Raw genomic sequence first — 20,610 nt, forward strand, 5'->3', positions numbered from 1 at the left:
TAGTACACCTACCTTTTCCATTTCCTTGTTAGTCAATTAGTTTCTGCGAACCTATGAAGCATTTCGGTTCATTACAAAATATTGCAGCGCTGAGATCACCAAAATAACTAATCCCAGTAAAACTGCCATAGCTGATGCCATCCCGGCGATGGACTCACCGTTACCGAAAGCTAATTGACGAATATACATCATTAGAACGTGTGTACTTTGTCGAGGTCCGCCATCGGTCATCATTAACGGTTGGCCGAATACATTAAAGGCACCCGCAGTTGTCATAACAAAGGTATAAATTAATGGAAAACGAATAGATGGCAAGGTAATACTAGTGAATTTTTTAATAGAACCCGCACCATCGAGCTCAGCCGATTCATATAACTCTTGAGAAACGCCACTTAAGGAAGCACGATAGATAATCATGTTGCCCCCAATACCACCCCATAAAGTAATTACAATGATAATAATCCACGCATAGGGTTGATTTGCAGGCCAAGCAATTTGTGATCCAAATAGATTACCAGTGATCCCAAGTTGCTTATTAAAGATCAACAGCCAAATCAGTGCTGCCGCAGAAATTGAAATCAAGCCAGGAATATAAAGAATAGATTGAATTAAGCTCTTCATTTTAACTTTTTTATGTTCCAACGCCACCGCGACCATTAATGGAATAATAATCAGCAACGGAACAGACATAGCAACGAAAATCAATGTATTTTTTAGGCCTCTGAAAAATTGAGTATGAAAGGTTGAACTGTTGTCAAAAAGAATAGCCTTATAGTTATCAAAGCCTACCCATACCGGATCACTCATCAAATTCCATTTTGTAAATGAAGCATAAATCCCATAAATCGTTGGCAATAAAATGAAGACAGCAAACAAAATGACATGCGGACCTACAAAGAAAGCAGGTGCCCAATTGATTTTCTTTTTCATAGGAATTCATTTCTCCTTTTGCACAAAGTAATGCACCATAACATGGCACATTACTTCGTACAATCTATTCTATTTTGCTTTATTTTGCTGCACTGCTGCTTTCCGCAATTTTATCTTCAACAAATTTTTGCATCGTTGCCAAAGTCTCATCAATATCAACGTTGCCACGCACGATATCCGCACAGTAAGTATCTACAGCTTCCGCAATGTATGGGTAGTATTCATAGGTGTAAATGTATAGGGATTCGATTTCTTTTTCATCAGATGTAAAGAAGGATTGCATATAGTCTTTGTACTCAGGGCTTTGGTTAACTACGTTACTTGCTACGTTTTGTCCAGCTTTTGCCCATTCCATCGAATTCGTACGAACATATTCCAAGAAGTTAGCAATACCCACTTCTTTTTCGTCTGTTCTCTTATCATTTTTCAACATAGCGAACAAGTGAGAAGAAGATCTGTTGGTGAATTTATCAGGAGTAGGAGAATAAACATTGGTCACGCCAAAGTTCAAGCCTTCAACCCCAGCATGTGCTGTAGAACTCCAAGTTCCGTCTGTCGAGAAAAGTACATTTTGAGATTGGAACATCAAGTAACCGTCTTCACCAAACGGAGTCATCAGGCCAGCATCAGCGATTTTCTTAACATTTTCAAACGCTTGTTTAAATACAGGGGTATTAACAGCCGGTTTTCCATCGACTTGGATATCCCCGCCCAAATCTTGAATTTGAGCCAAGATAACCCAGCCCAGCAAGGCATCATTAACTACGTAATCGCCTTCATCCAATTTACCTTGTAAGGAAAGCATTTCATCAATAGTAACAACGTTATCATCCAAGAAGGATTCAGCGTTATATTTTTTCAGCAAATCTTTATTGTAATACATTACGTTACTATGAATATCAAGAGGAACTGTGTATTGAGTTCCATCGATATTACCAGTGTTCCAAGCTTGTGGTAAGTAATTTTCAGCTTTCAGTTCAGGTTGTGCTGGCAATACGGTATCTTGCATGGATTCTAGTACACCTTGTTTAACAAACCCAGGAACACGGTCAGCGTGGATAATTGCTAAATCAGGAACACCTTTGCTAGATGCCAAAACTGTAGAAATTTTTGTGTACATATCAGCCGTAATAACATGTTTTACTTTGATTTCGGGATTCGTTGCATTGTAGTTTTTAACAATTTGATCCATATAAGCACCGTCATCACCGGTCAGCGGTGTCCAGAACGTAATCGTCTTACTATCATCTTTACCACCGCATCCTGCCAAAACTGTCGATAATGTTAGAACCGTTGCTAATAAAACTCCAAATTTCTTTTTCATTACTCTCTCCCCCTGCAGCTGTAATGTTAAGATAACCATTCATGTTCACTTTCTTTGAAAACGATTAACTTGAGATTAGTATACATTCATTGTGAAAGCGTAGTCAATAACATTTAAATAAACTTAACAGAATTTTTTTTCGTTTAATTAACCTTTTGATTCATCTCTCGGAGATGAAAGCGATATTATATTTACTTCGGTTACCTTTCATGTTACTTTATATATAGATTAATAAACTTTACAGTATATGAAATAACTTTGAAAGAAGTGGGTAAAATGCAGTTGGAAATCGACAAATCCTCTCTTGTTGTTTACGAAGCTTTAGCGAGTGAAGTACGCATCAAAATTATTCAGTTGCTCTCCAAAAATAAGATGAACATCAAAGATTTGGCAGAAGAACTTAAAATAAGCAGTCCTATCGTTACCAAACACATAAAAAAACTAGAAGATGCAGGGCTCATAAAAACTGAAAAGGTGCCTGGTAAATCAGGAATGCAAAAAATCTCAATCCTTAGGGTGGATCATATTGAGATTAACTTCCCGAAAAAAATCTTTCACTCTTTTGCCTCCTACGAGACATCAGTGCCGATTGGTCATTATACCGATTATGATCTGAAACCTACTTGCGGACTTGCTACGGATAAGGAGTTTATCGGCAGAGTAGACGAACCTAAGTATTTCATGGATTCTAAAAGAGTGGACGCAGAGATTCTCTGGTTCACGCAAGGTTATGTGCAATATAATATCGCTAATTTCCTAAAAAAAGAGGAAACCCTACAGCAATTTGAGATTAGCTTAGAGCTTTCTTCCGAATTCCCCTTTGCTAATGACGTATGGCCTTCAGACATCACCTTTTCTTTGAATGGCTTGGAATTAGGGACTTGGACGAGCCCCGGAGATTTCGCTGATGCTAGAGGTAAATTCACACCGGAATGGTGGCCACACAATATCAATCAATACGGATTGCTAAAAACGATTAGAATTACAAACCACAATGGAACTTACATTGACGGTGACCCGCTGTCTCAGGTTTCGATTGAGGATTTAGATACGAATTGTGATCGTTGGACCTTTCGGATCGAAGTGAAGGAAGATGCAAAACACGTAGGAGGAGCAACGATTTTCGGAAAAAAATTCGGAAACCATGATCAAGATATCATTTTCAAGTTGTACTATCTGTAAATTTTTCATTTATGATCTAAGCAAAACTGGTTTTTTTGCGGGGGTGAACAACTAATTAGCTATTCTTCTTTAGCTCCCCCCCACCTGTTATGCCCTATCCCCTCTCTTTATCTTGCTGATATATCCCGCCTAGTCATCCATTCACTGTATTTCACTCTTATCCACTTCAGCAGTAATCACCAGTAGTTAAATCATTTGCCTCTATTTTGAATTTATAATTTATAAAAATATAAAAAGATTCATAAATCATTAAATTTCTGTTTGACTATTTGCTGATATCATGCTTAAAATGAGAGCATTATAAAACGTTTTCCGTGTTATGGTTTAGTAATACATAAATTAAAACCATTTTCATATTCGAAAGCGTTTTTTTAGTAGCTAATTATGTAAGCGTTTTACATTTTTTTCAGTAAAGAAGGGAGGAATTGGAAAAATACGCGTGTACAAGCTCTACATCACTAGAATCGGAGGATCATACATTTGAGAAAAACTACTGGTAAACTAACCGCTTCCCTGCTTGCCCTCACTCTATTAGTGCCTGCTCCATTAATTTCTGCTGCTTCTGCAAGCGATTCCAAAGCAGTCGCATTATCCACTCAGCAACAAACTGCCGATTATTCCGGCCACTGGGCACAAAAAGATTTTCAAACCTGGGTAGATAAGGGCTTGATTCTGGGTTACGGAAACGGAATATATAAGCCAAATCAAGAAATCAACCGTGCAGAGTGGGTTACTCTGGTTAATCGGGTCTTTAATTTGCAGGAAAAAGCCGATATAGGCTTCACGGATGTTTCCACGACAGGTGCTTATTACGGAGATATCCAAAAAGCAACCGCTGCAGGATATGTAACAGGATACAGCGATGGCACCTTCCGACCCGCACAGCAAGTAAGTCGGCAAGAAGCTGCAGTAATGTTATACAGACTGTTCCAACTCAACTCATCTGTTGGCACTTCTGCACCAAAGGATGCTGCTGATTTGCCAGAATGGAGCCAAGAAGCAGTATTGTCTTTACTTGGTGAAGGTTATCTGCAAGGTTACACTGACGGCAGCTTTAAAGGAACTCAGGCTGTAACAAGAGCGGAAGCACTGCGCATGATTGAGAAGCTTGGCGGAGAAATCACGCCTAAGAGCGGAAGCTATTCGGGGATTAACACTCGGAATATGGTTATCAGCAGCCCAGGCGTAGAGTTGAAAAACTCCACAATCTCAGGGAATCTCTACCTTACCGAAGGTATTGCTGAGGGCGATGTCACACTGAATAATGTCACTGTTAAGGGAAAAGTATTCGTTTCTGGTGGCGGTGAAAACAGTGTCGTACTAAGCGACTCCAATGCTGCTGAAATGGTAGTAGATAAGCATAACGGCAAGCTGCGAGTCGTTACTAGAGGCACAAGTGCCGTACCAAACGTACGCGTACATTCCGGCGCAATACTAGAGGAAGATGCACTAACGGGGGCAGGTTTCAGCCGGGTTATTGTTGAGAATACGCTGCCTAAGGATTCCATCCTCAAGCTGAAAGGAAGCTTAGATTCCGTTGAGCTTCAAGCGTTGGGAGAGCCTACACTCCATCTGACAGCAGGCAGTATTGCTGAAGTTACACTGAAGCAAAAAGCCAAGCTGCGTGTAGAAGCAGGTACAGAAATCAAGAATCTAATCCTTGGTTTCAACGATATCCTAACCATCCAAGGCACGGGTAAGGTTATCTTTGATAGCAAGTACAGTCAGTTAATCCATTTTGAAACACCAACTCCAACGGCTACGGCAACCACTGGTACCGGTGGATCTAACGGCGGTTCTGTTGCTACTTCGGCTCCGGAAGTTACAGCTACTCCGGCCCCAACGGCTACACCAGATCCGACGGCTACACCTAGTCCGACGGCTACACCTAGTCCGGGAGCAACTGCACCAGCACTCACCAATGTCTCGGTACATGATCCATCGGTGGTAGTGGATAATGGAACTTATTATGTATTTGGCTCCCATATCGATGCGGCCAAATCAGATGATCTGATGAACTGGACACAGTTCACTAATGGTTATACAACACCGGGCAACGTGATTTTTGGTGATCTGTCCAAGAATCTGGCAGAATCCTTTAAATGGGCTGGCGAGAACGATTCGGACAGTAAAGGCGGATTCTCCATCTGGGCACCGGACGTATTCTGGAATAACGATTATAAGAACGCTGATGGAACAACTGGCGCTTATATGATGTATTACAGCGCTTCTTCTACTTATATCCGTTCGGCGATTGGCTACGCCACTTCGCAAAATATCGAAGGGCCTTATACTTATGGAAATACCGTAATTTATTCCGGTTTCACCAAGGAAGAGGCTTATGACAGTGACAGTAAAGTAAATAAGAAATGGGACAATACAAATATCAAGGACCTTATCGACAATGGAACGTTGGAAGGTGTCAATCCAGATTGGTTTAATGCAGGTGGTTTGTATCAAAACAAAACCTATACAAATGCAATTGACCCAACTATTTTCTACGACAAAGACAACAAGCTTTGGATGACTTATGGTTCATGGTCAGGTGGTATATTCATTCTGGAGATTGATCCAGCTACCGGAGAACCTAAATATCCAGGCAAAGATGGAAAGACCGCTGATGGACGTCTTATCGACCGCTATTTCGGAACCCATATTTCTGGCGGAATGACCAAATCGGGTGAAGGTCCGTATATCGTTTACGATAAGGAGACTGGTTACTACTTCTTGTATGTAACTTACGGTGGATTGGACTCCAAAGGCGGTTACAGCATGCGGCAGTTCCGTTCAACAAATCCGGACGGCCCTTATACGGATGCAGCAGGACAGAATGCTGTTCTAACTACCGATGGTGACAACACACCATATGGTAATAAGCTGTTAGGAAACTTCATGTTTACAAATCAAAATGCAGACCCGAATTTCCAAACGTATGGTTATGTGTCCTCAGGACATAACTCGGTACAATATGATGATGAAACGGGTAAAATATTTAACTTCTTCCACACTCGTTTCCCACTCCGTGGTGAAACCCATGAACTTCGTGTGCATCAAATGTTCACTAACGAAGATGGCTGGCCAGTAACTGCCGTACATCGTTACACGGGTGAAACTATTGGGGTTGTAGCACGGGATAATGTTGTCGGCTCTTATCAGTTCGTTAACCACGGCAAGGATGTTTCAGGCATTATCAAACCTACAGTAGATATCGAGCTAAAAAGTGACGGAACGATCGTTGGATCGTTAACCGGAACTTGGGAATTGAAGGATGAGTACTTCGCTCATTTGCTCATTAACGAAACGGAAAATGGAAGCACCGTACAACATCTCTACAAAGGTGTATTTGTGAAGCAATGGGATTCCTCACGCCAACAGCATGTTATGACGTTCACCGCAATGTCAGATCAAGGGATCACTATCTGGGGCAGCCAGATGGAATCGATGAGCGTTGAGCAGATTTTGAACAATATTGCTGCAGGCTTGAGTATTGGTGACACAAGAAAAATATACGATGACATCACCCTTCCTACGGAAGGCTTGCGCGGAGCAGAAATTTCATGGTCCTCTTCCAATGAGGCTGTAATTGCTAACAATGGTAAGGTTACTCGTCCTGAACTTGGACTTGGAAACGCTACAGTTGAACTGACTGCTACAATTAAGCTAGGTGAAGTCGCAGTAACTAAGACCTTCACCGCCGTTGTTATGGAAAAAAAGAGCACGCAATTGGAAGACGGCTTAGTAGCTGCCTTTGACTTTGATGGCGACCTTGCAGAAAATGGGGATCGCACAGCTGACGGCATAGTCACCGGAAATCTGATCAACAACACTGAGGATGGAGACATCACTTTTGAGGCTGGTAAAGACGGTCAGGCAGCCAAGTTTGATGGTAAATCCGGTGTTCGTCTACCTGACGGATTAATTCAAAGTAGCGCATATTCGGTAGGGATGTGGCTGAACCCATCCGAATTAAAAGCTTTTACTCCTGTATTCTTCGGTGCTAAAACCGAAACGAACTGGTTCAGTCTCCTGCCATATGGAAACGGTGGAGCAACCACCAGACTCTGGTTCGGTAGCGATACTTGGCTAGATGCTGATACAGGCTTACAAATTCCAGTTAACCAGTGGACGCATATTGCCTTCACTTACAATGCTGGAACAGTCAATATGTACGTAAATGGTATATTGAAATCCTCCGGAAAAGGATTCACAGATATTTTTGATACAGAAAACGGTGTATTTGCTCTTGGTGTGAACTACTGGGATGCACCATACAAAGGTTTGGTTGATAAATTCCGCGTGTATGATAGAGCATTGTCTGCGGAAGCTGTGGGCTGGCTTGTAAACGGTGAGCCTGATACGAACATTAAAGTAAGTAATATTTCATTCAGTGAAGCTGTTAAATCAGTAGCTGTAGGAAATACTTTCACCCCTCAAGTAAGTGTGCTTCCAACCAATGCCGGAAATAAGGCGCTAACTTGGAGCTCTAGCGATTCCAGCGTAGTGGCTGTTGACGCAGCGAGCGGAATAGTAACAGCACTAACTGTCGGTGGCCAAGCTGTAATTACTGCAACAGCGACTGATGGAAGCGAAGTTTCAGCCAGCTACACAGTAAATGTAACTGATGGAAAAGTAGCTCATTATGCTTTTGATGGCGACCTGGATGACTCCTTCCAATTGAACGGAAAAGGCGAAGTTACAGGAGCAAAAGTAGATAGCCCAACAGTAGGCAATATCACATACGGTAACGGTGTCCTCGGTCAAGCTGCAATATTCAACGGTACCTCCGGTATCCGTTTGCCTGATGGATTAATTGACAGCAATACCTACACCGTATCTATGTGGCTAAATCCTGAACAACTTACAGATGCAACAACTACTTTCTTCGGCGCTGCCACTAAAAATAGCTGGATTAGCTTCGTTCCTCAGAACGGTGGCGGTAAAACGTTGTTATGGTCCGGAGAAGCTTGGTATGATGCTATTTCTGCCATGAAGATTCCAGTAAATACATGGACACATGTTGCGTTTACGGTCAGCAATGATACCGTAAAAGTTTACCTCAACGGAGTAGAGCAGTTCTCTGGTGAGGGCTTCCCGAATGTCTTTAAGAACAAGAACGGCGTTTTCGCTCTAGGCGTCAACTATTGGGATGCACCATTTAAGGGTATGATTGATGAACTGAAGATTTACAGCAGAGCGCTCAAGTCAGATGAAGTACAGGCAGAGTATAGCTCGAACGTAGATTAAGCAAGATTTGATTTGAAAAGAGAGCGGAGCCACAGGCTCCGTTCTTTTTTTAAAGTCCCATATTGTAAAAAAAGTATTTAACTAATATAATCATTAACTATACATCCGAAATAAACGTCGATTTTTATATTGTTATTAATAAATTTCTTAATCATCGGCGATTAGCCCATAAATTTTAATTGGAGGCCATTTATGAAACTTGACCTGTCGGAAGAATCCCTTCCCGTCTATGAAGCTTTAGCCAGCTCAGTACGCCTGCATATGTTGCGTTTGCTTGCCGAAAATCCTATGAATGTTAAGGAATTGGCCGCAGCAGTAAATTTGAGCAGCGCCATTATGACTATGCATGTGCGTAAGCTGGAAGCTGCCGGACTGATCCAGACGCATATGGCACCTGGTCGAAGTGGTCTGCAAAAGATCTGTACTCTAGCTGCTGAAGGAGCAGAAATCACCTTCCCAGGCAGACAGATCAATGAGCGCAAAAGTTATCGCAAGGAAATTCCGGTTGGACATTACTCCGACTTCCTGATCGAGCCAACCTGTGGTCTTGCAACTACTGAGAAAGTGATCGGCAGTTTTGATGATCCCCGCTATTTCTGGGATCTTGAGCGTATGAATGCGGGGATTCTTTGGTTCGGCAAAGGATTTATCGAATATAAAATCCCTAATTTCCTCCTCTCCAGCCAGCATCCTGAGGAACTGATTATAACCATGGAAATTGCTTCCGAAGCACCTTCCATTAATAATAATTGGCCTTCGGATATCACATTCACTCTGAACGGAGTGAAGCTTGGATTCTGGACAAGTCCCGGTGACTACGGGGATAGCCGTGGTAAATATACACCGGCCTGGTGGCCAGCACTCACGAACCAATACGGCTTGCTCAAGCAGCTGCGCATTACAGCAAAAGGTACATTTATGGATGGTTTGAAGCTCTCAGAAGTTACCCTTGATCAAGTGAATATCCGTGACAAACAGTGGTCTTTCAAGCTTTCCGTAGATGAAGATGCCGAGCATATTGGCGGGATTACTCTTTTTGGCAAAGGTTTTGGAAATTATAATGAAGATCTAATCGTTGAGTTGTTCTATACGGATAACCAAGAATAAAGCCGCATTCACCTCCCATTGGAGAGTCGAATGCGGCTCTTATTTTAGCTTAATTCTTTTCGATAAAGGGACCCCACAAGCCACCCCCCGGCAATGGACAACTACGTTCCTTAAGCTTGGCTACTACGGGGATGATGCAGCCGCAAGCGACGCAAGTTACCCCTTCGTGCAGCTTAGGGCAAGTCCCACAAAGGGCAACCCGTTCAGCGTAAACTTCATCTGGAACACAAAACTCTGGCTTAAACATGGAAGAAGACAAGATACGATTAATCTGCGTTGGCGTAACTTTATAATCCTCTCTGCATCCCTTGCATGTTGATGTTGTTGACATGGTAACACCACCTTAAGCCTTCGGCGTAATCTCCAGCACAGTTACTGACATTGGAGGCAGTTCAACATTAAGAAGATCGCCCTCCAGAGTGAAGGCAGTGAAGGCTTGCGGCACTACCGCCTCCGGTTGGCTGAAGGTATTGTGAGCATCAATTTTATCACCGGCAAGTGTTGTGCCTGTCACTTCAACCTTCTTCCCGGAAAGACCACGAAGCTCAAGTGGAACAGCAGCAGAAGCAGCATGGTTCAAGTTGCAAAGACTGACATGGATGATTCCAGAAGCAGTTACGGAAGCCGAAGCAGATACTTCAGGAATCTCACGGCCTTCAAAGCTGTAAGTGCCACTTTCCAGTGCTAAATCCAGCAACTCCGCATCCTGATGGACTTTAAACATATTGAATACATGATACGTTGGGGTCAGCACCATCTTTTCCCCTTCGGTCAATATAACTGCCTGAAGTACGTTAATCGTCTGCGCAATATTTGCCATCCGTACCCGGTCACTATGTTTATGGAAAATATTCAAGGTCACGCCTGCTACAAGAGCATCCCGAATTGAATTTTGTTGATACAGGAATCCTGGATTCGTCCCCGGCTCTACATCATACCAAGTTCCCCACTCATCTACGATAAGACCTACTCTTTTATCCGGATCATATTTATCCATAATAACGCCATGTCTGGTGATCAGCTCATCCATGCGAAGGGCTTTCTCTAATGTACTAAACCATTCACTCGTTTCAAAGCCTGTAGCTGCACCTTTATTCTCCCATGCTGGACCAGGAATTGTATAATAATGCAGGGTAATCGAGTCCATAAAGCGTGTTGCCTCACGCATCAGAACCTCCATCCAGTGATAATCATCCACGTTAGGACCACAAGCAATCCGGTGAATACGATTGTCCCCGTAATTTCGTACATACGTCTGATATTGGCGATAAAGATCTGCATAATATTCTGGACGCATATTCCCGCCGCAGCCCCAGTTCTCATTCCCCACGCCAAAATAAGTCACAGCCCAAGGCTCTTGATGGCCATTCTGCTGGCGAAGCTCGGACATTGGAGATACGCCTCCAAAGGTTAAATACTCCACCCATTCGGACATCTCTTGAACGGTACCACTGCCCACATTACCGTTAATGTAAGGCTCACATTCCAGCATCTCACATAATTCCATGAATTCATGCGTACCAAAATGGTTGTTCTCAACCGTTCCGCCCCAGTGAGTGTTAATCATACGTTTACGACCTTCACGGGCTCCGATACCATCTTTCCAGTGATATTCATCCGCGAAACAGCCACCTGGCCAGCGTAGTACAGGAATTTTAATTTCCTTAAGCGCTTTCACGACATCATTACGAATACCGTTGGTGTTAGGAATAGTTGAATCTTCTCCAACCCAAATCCCTTCATAAATGCAACGGCCAAGATGCTCAGAAAAATGTCCGTAAATATTTCTGTTAATCGTCCCTTTGCGAATGTCAGTATTAAGGATCGCACGTTCTGCCATGGTTAAATACCGCCTCTCAACGTTTATATTTTTATTAACTAATTAATAATTATATAAACATTATAAGACGCTGCTTAGGTATCCGTCAATCTCCAATATGAACAAAAGCTATTCTTTATCAATAGGTTTCTTTATCCCGTCTTCATAATAGTCAAAAATCAGCTGCTGCTGCGTTCCTCTTACCCCGTAAAACACATCAGAAATTTGTTTCCCCTTACGTCTTAACTCGTTCTCCAGCCACTCTTGGGTCAGGCCATTATCCTTAAGATTATCTGCGAGCATTATTCCATCCATAATCAATTCAACGGGAAAGCTCTGAGGAACGGACAACAGCTTTAGATCTTTTCGGGTAACATATTGGTACTCTTGTTTCTTTAATACAGACACCATTCCGTTATCTTCCAGCACAGCGTATTCTACTACCTCTAGATTAAAAATTTCCTTTTCTCTCAAGGCCTGATCCAAAGAATCCAACGAATATCTTACCTTTTTCATATTTTGCTCAAGAATTTTCCCATCCTCAATAAGTACAGTGGGTGAACCTGAAATCCAGCTTCTCATTTTACGACTTTTTAAAGCGATGATAGATAGTAAAAAAGATGTAACGGTAACGACTATAAGCGCCAGGATCATGTAGGAAGAATGCAGCTGTTTATTAAACGCCAAGTTCGCGGCTATTGAGCCCAATATAATACCCGTCACGAAATCGTGGAAGGTCAAGTTAGATAACGTTTGTTTTCCCAATATTTTGGCGATCAGCAAAAGCATGATCATAGCAACAAAGGCCCTAAGCACAATGTCCATATATACCTGCATCTCTAATGCTCCCTTCCTATTCAATCCTCCATTATTCACAAACCGAGTAGAAATGAAACCTCAACGAAAGCTCTGCCCATCCAAATCTGCCGATTTCTCTAAACGCCAAAAGGGCTCTGGAATGGTTCTACTGAACCTACCCAAAGCCCTGGCTTCAAATTCTTACTTTTCAGTCTTAATTGCTAAAAGATTGTATAGAACCATTGCGCTCTCAGCTCGAGTTGCTGAGCCTCCCGGAGCGAATTGCTGGTCACTTCGACCCTGGATAAGTCCAAGGGCTTGGGCAGCAATGATCGATTCACGGGCCCATGAGGCAGCCGCACGCAAGTCGCCGAATTGGATTACAGGCTTCGGTTCCACCTTTTTCCCGCTGACATATTCGTAGGCTCGCATCACCATGACCGCCATCTCTTGGCGGGAAATAGGGGCTTCTGGAGCGAAGCGAGTCTCACTCACCCCATGGACTATCCCCGCCTCTACAGCCTGCGCCACTTCCTCCGCATACCACTCATCCGCAGATACATCCGCAAATGCTGTAGATGATTTCCCTTCAAGTCCTAGCAAGCGGATCAGCATAGCTGTAAATTCTGCACGGGTCACTGACCGGTTCGGCTCGAAATTCCGAAGTCCGACTCCTTGAATCAGATGTTTGGCCGTTAGCTCTTGTACAACCGCCGCCGCCCAATGTCCAGAAGGAACATCGTCATACGATTTGTTGTATTCCAGCACGGCATATGTGCCTAAGTGTTCGGTGCGCAGAGCCACCTTGCCCTTCAGCCAGGAACCGCCCGCATACTCTATATTTCCGGAATCTGGAAAATAATAGCCGCCGAGCAAATTCCTTTTGGCCTCAGGGTAGGCGTTAAGCTCTAATGTAACGGGCTCAACAAATTTGGAAAGTATGCTTCTTGTACCGTCACCAGCAACAATATACAAGTTAAAGAGAAGGAACTCTCCTGCCTGGTTTAGCACTGCACCAGATTTCTTCTCTGCGCTAGCTAGTATTCTCTGCGCCGCTTCCCCATTCACCTCAGAAGCCTCCAGAAAGATCTGGCTAACGGCCAATTGCTCCGCAGGAATCAAACCCCGCAATTGTTGAAGCACCGCTGCCGGAAGGGTCACATTAAAGTTAGAAGCCTCTACCCGAAGCGGCTTCTGTTTGAGCATGTCTGCTGCCATCCCCGGCAATACTAGCATTCTCAATTTACCCTCGTAGACAATGGCTGCCGAAAGATCGTTCAACGAAGCTGCGTTTAGTTGCAGCCGCCCCGCCGTTACCTCCGGTACGGAAGGCACTTGTGGTTGCGGACTCGGAACAGTTGAAGTAGTCTCTTCCGCTTGTAGAATCTGAAGCGTCAGACTGCTCTGCCGTCCTCCGTAACTTGCAGTAATCACAGTCATACCCGGATCAAGTGCTTGCAGCTGCCCCGTTGCCGTTACTGTGGCTACCTTCCTGTTACTGCTCTCGTAGATCACACCCTCGGTTACCGTAAGGTGACTATCATCACTATATACCGCCGTTGTGACCACCTTACCGCTCTGCCCTATTTCCAAGGATGTCGGACCGCTTAACGAAATAGAGACGAGCTCCGGCAGTTGTTCATACACCTTTAATAAATAGGAAGCGGTCATGTTGTCATATACGGATGAAATAACCGAAACGCCCGGTCCTTTAGCTTCAATATGGCCATCTTTGCCTATACTTGTCACGTTAGGATCGCTGCTCTCATAGACTATACCTTCGGTTACTATATAACGGCTGCCATCGCTGTACACTACCGAAGTAACCGCCGTTCCGGTCTCCCCGACACCCAGGCTTTCCGGGCCGCTAATTGCCGTTGAGACTCTTTCTGTAGGCTCCATGATTGTCACCTGAAGCTGTCGGAACGGCTCTACATTTCCAGCCTTATCCACCGAACGATAATCGATCCCGAAGGTTCCGGGGTTCTCGATATATACGCTCTGAGTAACCGTATTCCATGCACCACCGTTGAGCCGGTATTCTGTCCGCTTGACTCCCCAGCCGACAGCTCCCCCATTGGATTGGTCGGTGACATCAAAAGTGATATTGACTTTGCCCTTATATGCGCCCCCTTCTCCTGTTTCTCCAAGTATGGTAGCCTTCGTGACTGGAGGTGTTGTATCTTTCGGCAAAATTTCCAGATACGCGGCATATTTGCCATTCTCATTCTTACGGCTTCTTATGTCTGTGGCGAGATTATAGCCTACCTGCCTAAGAGCCAGACTTATCACCGGATCGGAAGGGAACTCCGTGCCAACCCATGAGGTAATATCGAACTGCCGCCACTGCTCCGGTCCGGAAAAAGTCTGCAGCGCAGCTTGAGTACCGATTTTTGGAGCATTATTGTAATTTAGCGTTGCCTCCGTCCAATCATCATCTTGGACTCCAAATACACCGATATCGGACAAAGTGCCTGCCCCGTCATTTGTCTTTCCGAACACATTCAGCTTCACAGAACCAACTTCACCGAGAAATGGACTCAGATCGAATTTTAGATAAACCCTTCTGTCTGTGTCCCCGCTGCCATTTCTGATCTGCAAGTAATTGACCGAACTATAATTGACTGCAGCTTTCGATCCTCCATTGACATACGCATCTTCAGAAACATACAGCTTCGTTATTGCCGCTTCGTCTGGTTCCGAATCGGAAGGCTCAGAAGGCTCGGCATTCGGATCAATTCTGAACTTGACAACATGGCTTTTTCCTTTGGACCCGCTGGTATGAATTGCGAGTTCAATCCTCGGTGAGGTCTGCAGTACCGTTACGGTTGGATCTTTCATCAGCTCTTCCAGCGCGGTTCTGCCGACATCCACATTCACCACAGATTGAGACTGTGTCGGATCCGAAATGGCTATCGTCAGTTCATCTCCAGACTCCTTGATAATAATGGAGGCTGGATGATTGGCGCGCACGGATTCGATCATTCCCGGTACCCAGAAGTTCATAGCCGTAAGTCCCAGCTTCTGTTCCTTGACGGCTTGCACACTATCCGTGTTGGCTATAATTTCGATGTCAGGACTACTGCTGTAGCGCGCTGTCGCCGTTTCATCCTGATTCGGCAGAAGCACATACGAATACGATTGATTCACCGGATTCGTTCCTTGAGCAATCGACAGGCTGGCATAATTTCTCGTAATCGGCTCCGTTGATCCCCCTTGATTAATATCCTTCCATGCGCCAGTCCGAGACTCACGCAGACCGTCTATCGTTGGGGCATCAGGGAAATAATAACCGATTCCCGAGCCGGGAACATTGCCTTCCAGATGTGCCCAATGCACCTGATTCATTGACTCAGACCAACCCAGCGCGGATGGCTTGGCCTCTCCGTTGACCGTAAGTACATTGTCTCCGCTCGCCTTGAGCTTACGGTTATCTACGATGGTCTCCACCTTGCGGTTATCCGTGCTTGTAATGCCTGCCCCAAGTGCTACGATTTCATCATCGAACATGAACCAGGACTTTTTACCGGACAATGTGCTGTTATCCGGATCCAGATCCATGCCGGCCGCTCCATAAAGGCCGTCTATGGATGATCCTCCCACCCATGTTTTAGATGTAGTCTTGGCTGCACCGCGACTTGCCCCATCCGATGTAACCCCAGGCAGACGATAAGCGTTCACGGTCGGCCAGAATGCATCTGCATATTGATCCAGATCCTGATTATACAGATAGGTCATGCCTTCGCCTGTATACCAGCCCTTCAGATTCTCTGTGCCCGCTTCATAGTTGGCAATTCGGGCCGAAGACATGCTGATCCCAAAGGCATATCCAGGCCGATGGTGGACAATCCGGTCCATAGCCGAAAACTGCTTATGCACAGTAAGGTCTCCTGATGGCTGCACCTCTGGATCGTCCATAAGCGTCTGGAGCAGAACAATATCGGCTACTCTTAGACCGTCGTAATAACTTTCTACTACCGTATCGGCTTCGAACCAATACTTCACCATCGATTTAAATCGGGCCGCTTGCTCCGGTGGCGCGGAAGAAGCCAGCCGCAAAATATGCGACCAAGGCACGAGCTGCCGGTTTCCCCGGGCTATCGATCTACCGAACACCATATCCATCATTAATTTTCTGTAGACGAGAGGTTCATAAGAATCCGTTACCCAGTTGTATACATTCTTCATATTGGTATCAGTCAGCGGCCAAGAGGACCCTGTCAGCAAAGTCATCATTTTCATCATATCGCCAAGCAATACAGCCCCATAACTGCCGGTATAAGCAATATTATTATGCTGGATAAAGGAGCCGTCCTCATAAAATCCGTCTCCGCGGGTCACATAGGGTAATACTTGGCTAACCGCATCCCTCCCTTGTTTGATCTTCGCACTGTCACGATTATGAATGCCCCTCAAGACCACTGCCAGTGCTTTATCCAGCCGATTCGCGCCGGTTTCCATCAACGAGGGTTGATTGGTCCGTTTGGTTGGGTCCGGGCAGAATTTATCAATGGCTTTGGTATATTTGGTAATCTGATCGGCTGACAAATACTCGAACATTAAGGCCATCGTATCTCCCAATGCAAGCGGAATGCCGATCTCCCATTCGAACCAATTGCCTTTCTCCAGTTTAGTTTCGTTATACCAATTCGCGTATAAGAAATCTAAACCATCCAGAATATCTGATTTCAACTGCATATTCTCGTACAATGGTGAGCCGGATGTCGAAAAGGCAATAGCCATATCCTTCAACCGGTTATAAGAGGCTGCCGTATCAAAAGCATCCGCTGTGCTGCCCGGCTTATCGCTCCATAAATAAGTACGGTTCATTTGCTTGTTCATCGTATCCCAGAATCCAGTTCGCTCCTGATTACTGATCTTATCGGATAAAGTCTTTATAGACTTGGCAATGTCCGGGTTATTCGGGTCGAAGGATTGCCCTCCGGTCAAATACTCCACCCATCTTCCACGAAGCTCGTCATATTCGTCTTTTGGAGTCTCTCCTTCAGTAATATTAAATTTCAATACATGCGTTGCCCCTATAGAATTCTTCACATCCACCGTTATAACTGTATTTCCCGAAGCTTGCACTACATCCGTCTTGCTATCTTTGCTGAGCAGTGTCAACCCCGGTATATCCAGTTCCAGGGACAATAGGTTTTGCGACTGAGTAGGATCAGACACCGAAACGACAAGCTCCTGATCGATCTGCCGAATCATCACGGAAGCTGGATTGAGTGCCTTGATGGAATCTACCGTTCCTGGATTCCAGAAATTAGCGGCGGTTATGCCCAGCTTCTTCTCTCTGACCGCATGCACATCCTCTGTATTGCGCAGCACTTCGATATCCGGGTTGCCACTGTAATCCTCAGTACCTGAAATGTCACGATTAGGCAACAGAACATAGGAGTATGAGCCATTCGTAGGCGTATCTCCATGCTCAACTGCCAGGCTTAAATAGTTGCGCGTAATGGGAACATCGGATTGAGTGGCATTAATCTCTTTCCAACTGCCGGTTCTGGCTTCACGTTGCGCCAGTATACTTGGAGCTTCAGGGAAATAGTAGCCCACGTCGGCACCTGACACATTACCCTCCAGATGGGCCCATTGAACGTTCTTTAACGTCGCTGACCATCCGGACTGTGACGGTTCTACAGCTCCGTTGATTAGAAGTTTGTTGTTTCCCACTTCGTTAAGCATCCGGTTATCGATAATCGTCTCAACAGACTGCGGGCCGGCAGTTGATTTGGAAATTCCCGAACCAAGCGCCACAATCTCATCATCGAACATAAACCAGGATTTCTTGCCTTGCAAATCGCTACCGGTCACTTGGGAGAGTGAGAAATCCATACCTGCTGCACCGTATAGGCCTTCCAGCGACGATCCACCCACCCAGGTTTTCGGATTCATGTAACTTTTCCATTCCACAGGCACCATTCCCTGCCCCGATCCATCCGTTGTCGTGCCAGACAAGCGGTAGGAATTGACGGTAGGCCAGAAGTCATTGCGGTATTGGGTCAGATCCTGATTGTATAAATAGGTCATCCCAATCCCCGTATACCATCCTTTCAGGTTCTCGTTGTTCCCTTTCTCAAACGCCGAGATGCGATTCGAGAACAGACTCAAGCTGAAGCCGTAACCTTCGCGTAGATGAACCACCCGGTCCATGCCGGCGAATACCTGATTCTTAATGAGAGCTCCTCTTGGATTGATCTTCCCGTCATTCATCAGCTTTTTCACAATCGTTATATCGGCAAGCGACAACCCTTCATAATAATTGCCGGATGTCATATTCGCTGAAATCCATTCTTTCGCCGCTTGCTTAATAGATACTGCAATATTCTCCGGAGCAGTTTCAGCCATCCGCAGCAAGGTGACAATTAACCCTCTTGCGCTGCCGCTTCCTTTTCTAGATATACCTCTGCCATTTACCGAATCCATAAAATGACCGTTGTAGATCACCGGCTCGTAAGTCTGAGCCACCCATTCGTAAATGTTCAGAACATTCGGGTCCGTTATTGGCCATGGAGAATCGGTCAGCAGATAAGACATGTCCGCCGTCCCTTTGAGCCAGACCGAACCATATCCACCCGTATAGGCAATATTATTATGCTGAACGAGGGAACCATCCTTATACACACCGTCACCATGAGTCGTGTACACATACTCGGAGCCAATGGAATCACGGCCCTGAATGATCTTTGCACTGTTGTTGCCAATCACGCCTCTTACCGTGACCACAAGCGCTTTATCTAGTAGATTTGCTCCCGTCATCTTCGTGCCCTTAACGCCAAGAACCGACCCTACTTTGGGGTCTGGACAGAAGGCATCAATAGCCGCAAGATACTGATTGATTTGCTGCGGTGTTAGATAGTCATACATGAGCACCATAAGATCATTCACAATCTGCGGCGTGCCAATCTCCCAGTCCCACCAGTTCCCATAAGCGCTTTTGCTCGGATTATAGCGGTTTGTATACATCCAATTGATTGCGCTTACAATATCGTTCGCCAAAGCGCTGTTGCCGTAAAGCTCCGATCCCTCCACAGAATAGGCCAATGCCATAGTCTTCAAGCGATTGTAAGCGCTTGTAATAAACTGCGAATCTGTAGTGCTCGCGGTATCACTCCACAAGGAAGTGCGGCCGGAGGATTTATCCATACTCTCCCAAAGTGCAGCAGCCGATGCAGCCTGAGCGCTAATACTAGCAGCTATATCAGGATCACTCCCATCGTATTGACCACCACTTAATCGGTCGTACCATTTCAGCCTCAGTTTATTGTAGGCCTGTATCGTGTCGGGAGCTTCGACAGTAACCAGACATTCAGCTGCAAGGCTACCATCCGGTGTGGCGATCTTGATGGTCGAAGAACCGATCCCCGTACCCATTACATTACCAAGTGCGTCCACAGTCGCAGCTTCTGGATTGCTCGAAGTCCACACTACCGTTTTATCCACCGCCGTTATAGGGGATAAAGTCGGCAGAAGTGCAACCGTGTCCCCTTTGACCATAGAAAAGGCCGTACGGTCTAGCGCAATTCCTGTAAGACCCGCATATTCCTCCAATGCGATATCATCTATCCATAGCTTTCCTTTTCCAGTCTCCAAAAAAGGCTCGATGACTAGCTTCGTCGCGTTAGCCGGCATAGTTAGAAGTACTTGCTGCATACTCCAGTCCTGTGTGCCTGTTATTTTGGGAGAGGAAGGTCCATCTCCCACTTTGGCAGTATTGTAATACTGTGTTCTAAAGTAGGCTCCCTGTCCAGTGACGTTGTCCGTCTTTAACCAGACTTTAAGTCTGTAGGATTTACCGGGGATAACCGAAGTTACCCCCTGATTGATGGAAATCCTGCTTGTGGCAAAGGCATCGAACAGCATGGACCGGGTTCCTTCATGCGCAGTGCCAGCGTCTATCTTGATATTCGCTGTTTTATTCGTGCCTTTCCCACTACCTGTAGGGACCCATAAGCTCCAGCCCACCGGAGCAGCGTCTGTAACCCCTGTCCAGGTTGAGTCAAGGGCTGTCGTTGTATTCTCAAAGCTTCCGTTAAGCATAAGATTTGATGCAGCCGCAGATGCCCTGCTATGCGAGGGATAAAGAACTCCCCCACAGGAAGAAAAAAGATCAACAATGAGAACTAATACTAAAAATAGACTTGGTTTACGCATTTGTTCACCCCAATCTTAGAATTGGTTAAAGCTAAAG

General features: G+C 45.1%; 9 protein-coding genes. 3 read left to right on the plus strand and 6 right to left on the minus strand.

Translation table 11 applies throughout. The features are described 5' to 3' along the window. Nucleotides 1–51: 51 nt before the first annotated feature. Complete coding sequence (locus MKY14_RS19215) at nt 52–930, minus strand: carbohydrate ABC transporter permease (RefSeq protein WP_076138280.1); 879 nt, start codon at nt 928–930, stop codon at nt 52–54. A 79-nt stretch (nt 931–1,009) separates the two neighbouring features. Next, a complete protein-coding gene (locus MKY14_RS19220) occupies nt 1,010–2,254 on the minus strand; it encodes an extracellular solute-binding protein (RefSeq protein WP_036675642.1) in 1,245 nt (414 codons plus the stop codon). A gap of 276 nt (nt 2,255–2,530) precedes the next feature. Here MKY14_RS19220 and MKY14_RS19225 point away from each other — a divergent pair, with 276 nt between their 5' ends. The 3 genes from MKY14_RS19225 to MKY14_RS19235 all read left to right on the plus strand — a co-directional run bounded on the left by MKY14_RS19225 (nt 2,531) and on the right by MKY14_RS19235 (nt 9,787). After that, entirely contained in the window at nt 2,531–3,436 is a 906-nt protein-coding gene (locus tag MKY14_RS19225; protein ID WP_076126270.1) for an ArsR/SmtB family transcription factor, read from the plus strand. 480 nt (nt 3,437–3,916) lie between these two features. Beyond that, nucleotides 3,917–8,680, plus strand: a complete 4,764-nt coding sequence (locus MKY14_RS19230) for a LamG-like jellyroll fold domain-containing protein (protein ID WP_340977123.1) — start codon at nt 3,917–3,919, stop codon at nt 8,678–8,680. Between the two features lie 192 nt (nt 8,681–8,872). Continuing rightward, a complete protein-coding gene (locus MKY14_RS19235) occupies nt 8,873–9,787 on the plus strand; it encodes an ArsR/SmtB family transcription factor (protein ID WP_076100540.1) in 915 nt (304 codons plus the stop codon). 49 nt (nt 9,788–9,836) lie between these two features. Here the strand turns inward: MKY14_RS19235 and MKY14_RS19240 are convergent, their stop codons facing one another. From MKY14_RS19240 to MKY14_RS19255, 4 genes are all read right to left on the minus strand, one after another. Next, nucleotides 9,837–10,118 (minus strand): DUF6171 family protein, encoded by a 282-nt coding sequence (locus MKY14_RS19240; protein WP_076100542.1) that lies wholly within the window; start codon nt 10,116–10,118, stop codon nt 9,837–9,839. 12 nt (nt 10,119–10,130) lie between these two features. Beyond that, nucleotides 10,131–11,627: an alpha-N-arabinofuranosidase gene (locus tag MKY14_RS19245; RefSeq protein WP_076104908.1), complete on the minus strand. Its 1,497-nt coding sequence runs from the start codon at nt 11,625–11,627 to the stop codon at nt 10,131–10,133. Nucleotides 11,628–11,735: 108 nt separating this feature from the next. After that, nucleotides 11,736–12,443 (minus strand): DUF421 domain-containing protein, encoded by a 708-nt coding sequence (locus tag MKY14_RS19250; RefSeq protein WP_076126261.1) that lies wholly within the window; start codon nt 12,441–12,443, stop codon nt 11,736–11,738. A gap of 162 nt (nt 12,444–12,605) precedes the next feature. After that, nucleotides 12,606–20,573 carry a polysaccharide lyase family 8 super-sandwich domain-containing protein gene (locus MKY14_RS19255; RefSeq protein ID WP_340977124.1) on the minus strand — a complete coding sequence of 2,656 codons (7,968 nt, stop codon included), beginning with the start codon at nt 20,571–20,573 and terminating at the stop codon, nt 12,606–12,608. Nucleotides 20,574–20,610: the final 37 nt, after the last annotated feature.

Source organism: Paenibacillus sp. FSL R5-0887 (assembly GCF_038002305.1).
GTDB lineage: Bacteria > Bacillota > Bacilli > Paenibacillales > Paenibacillaceae > Paenibacillus_AQ > Paenibacillus_AQ odorifer.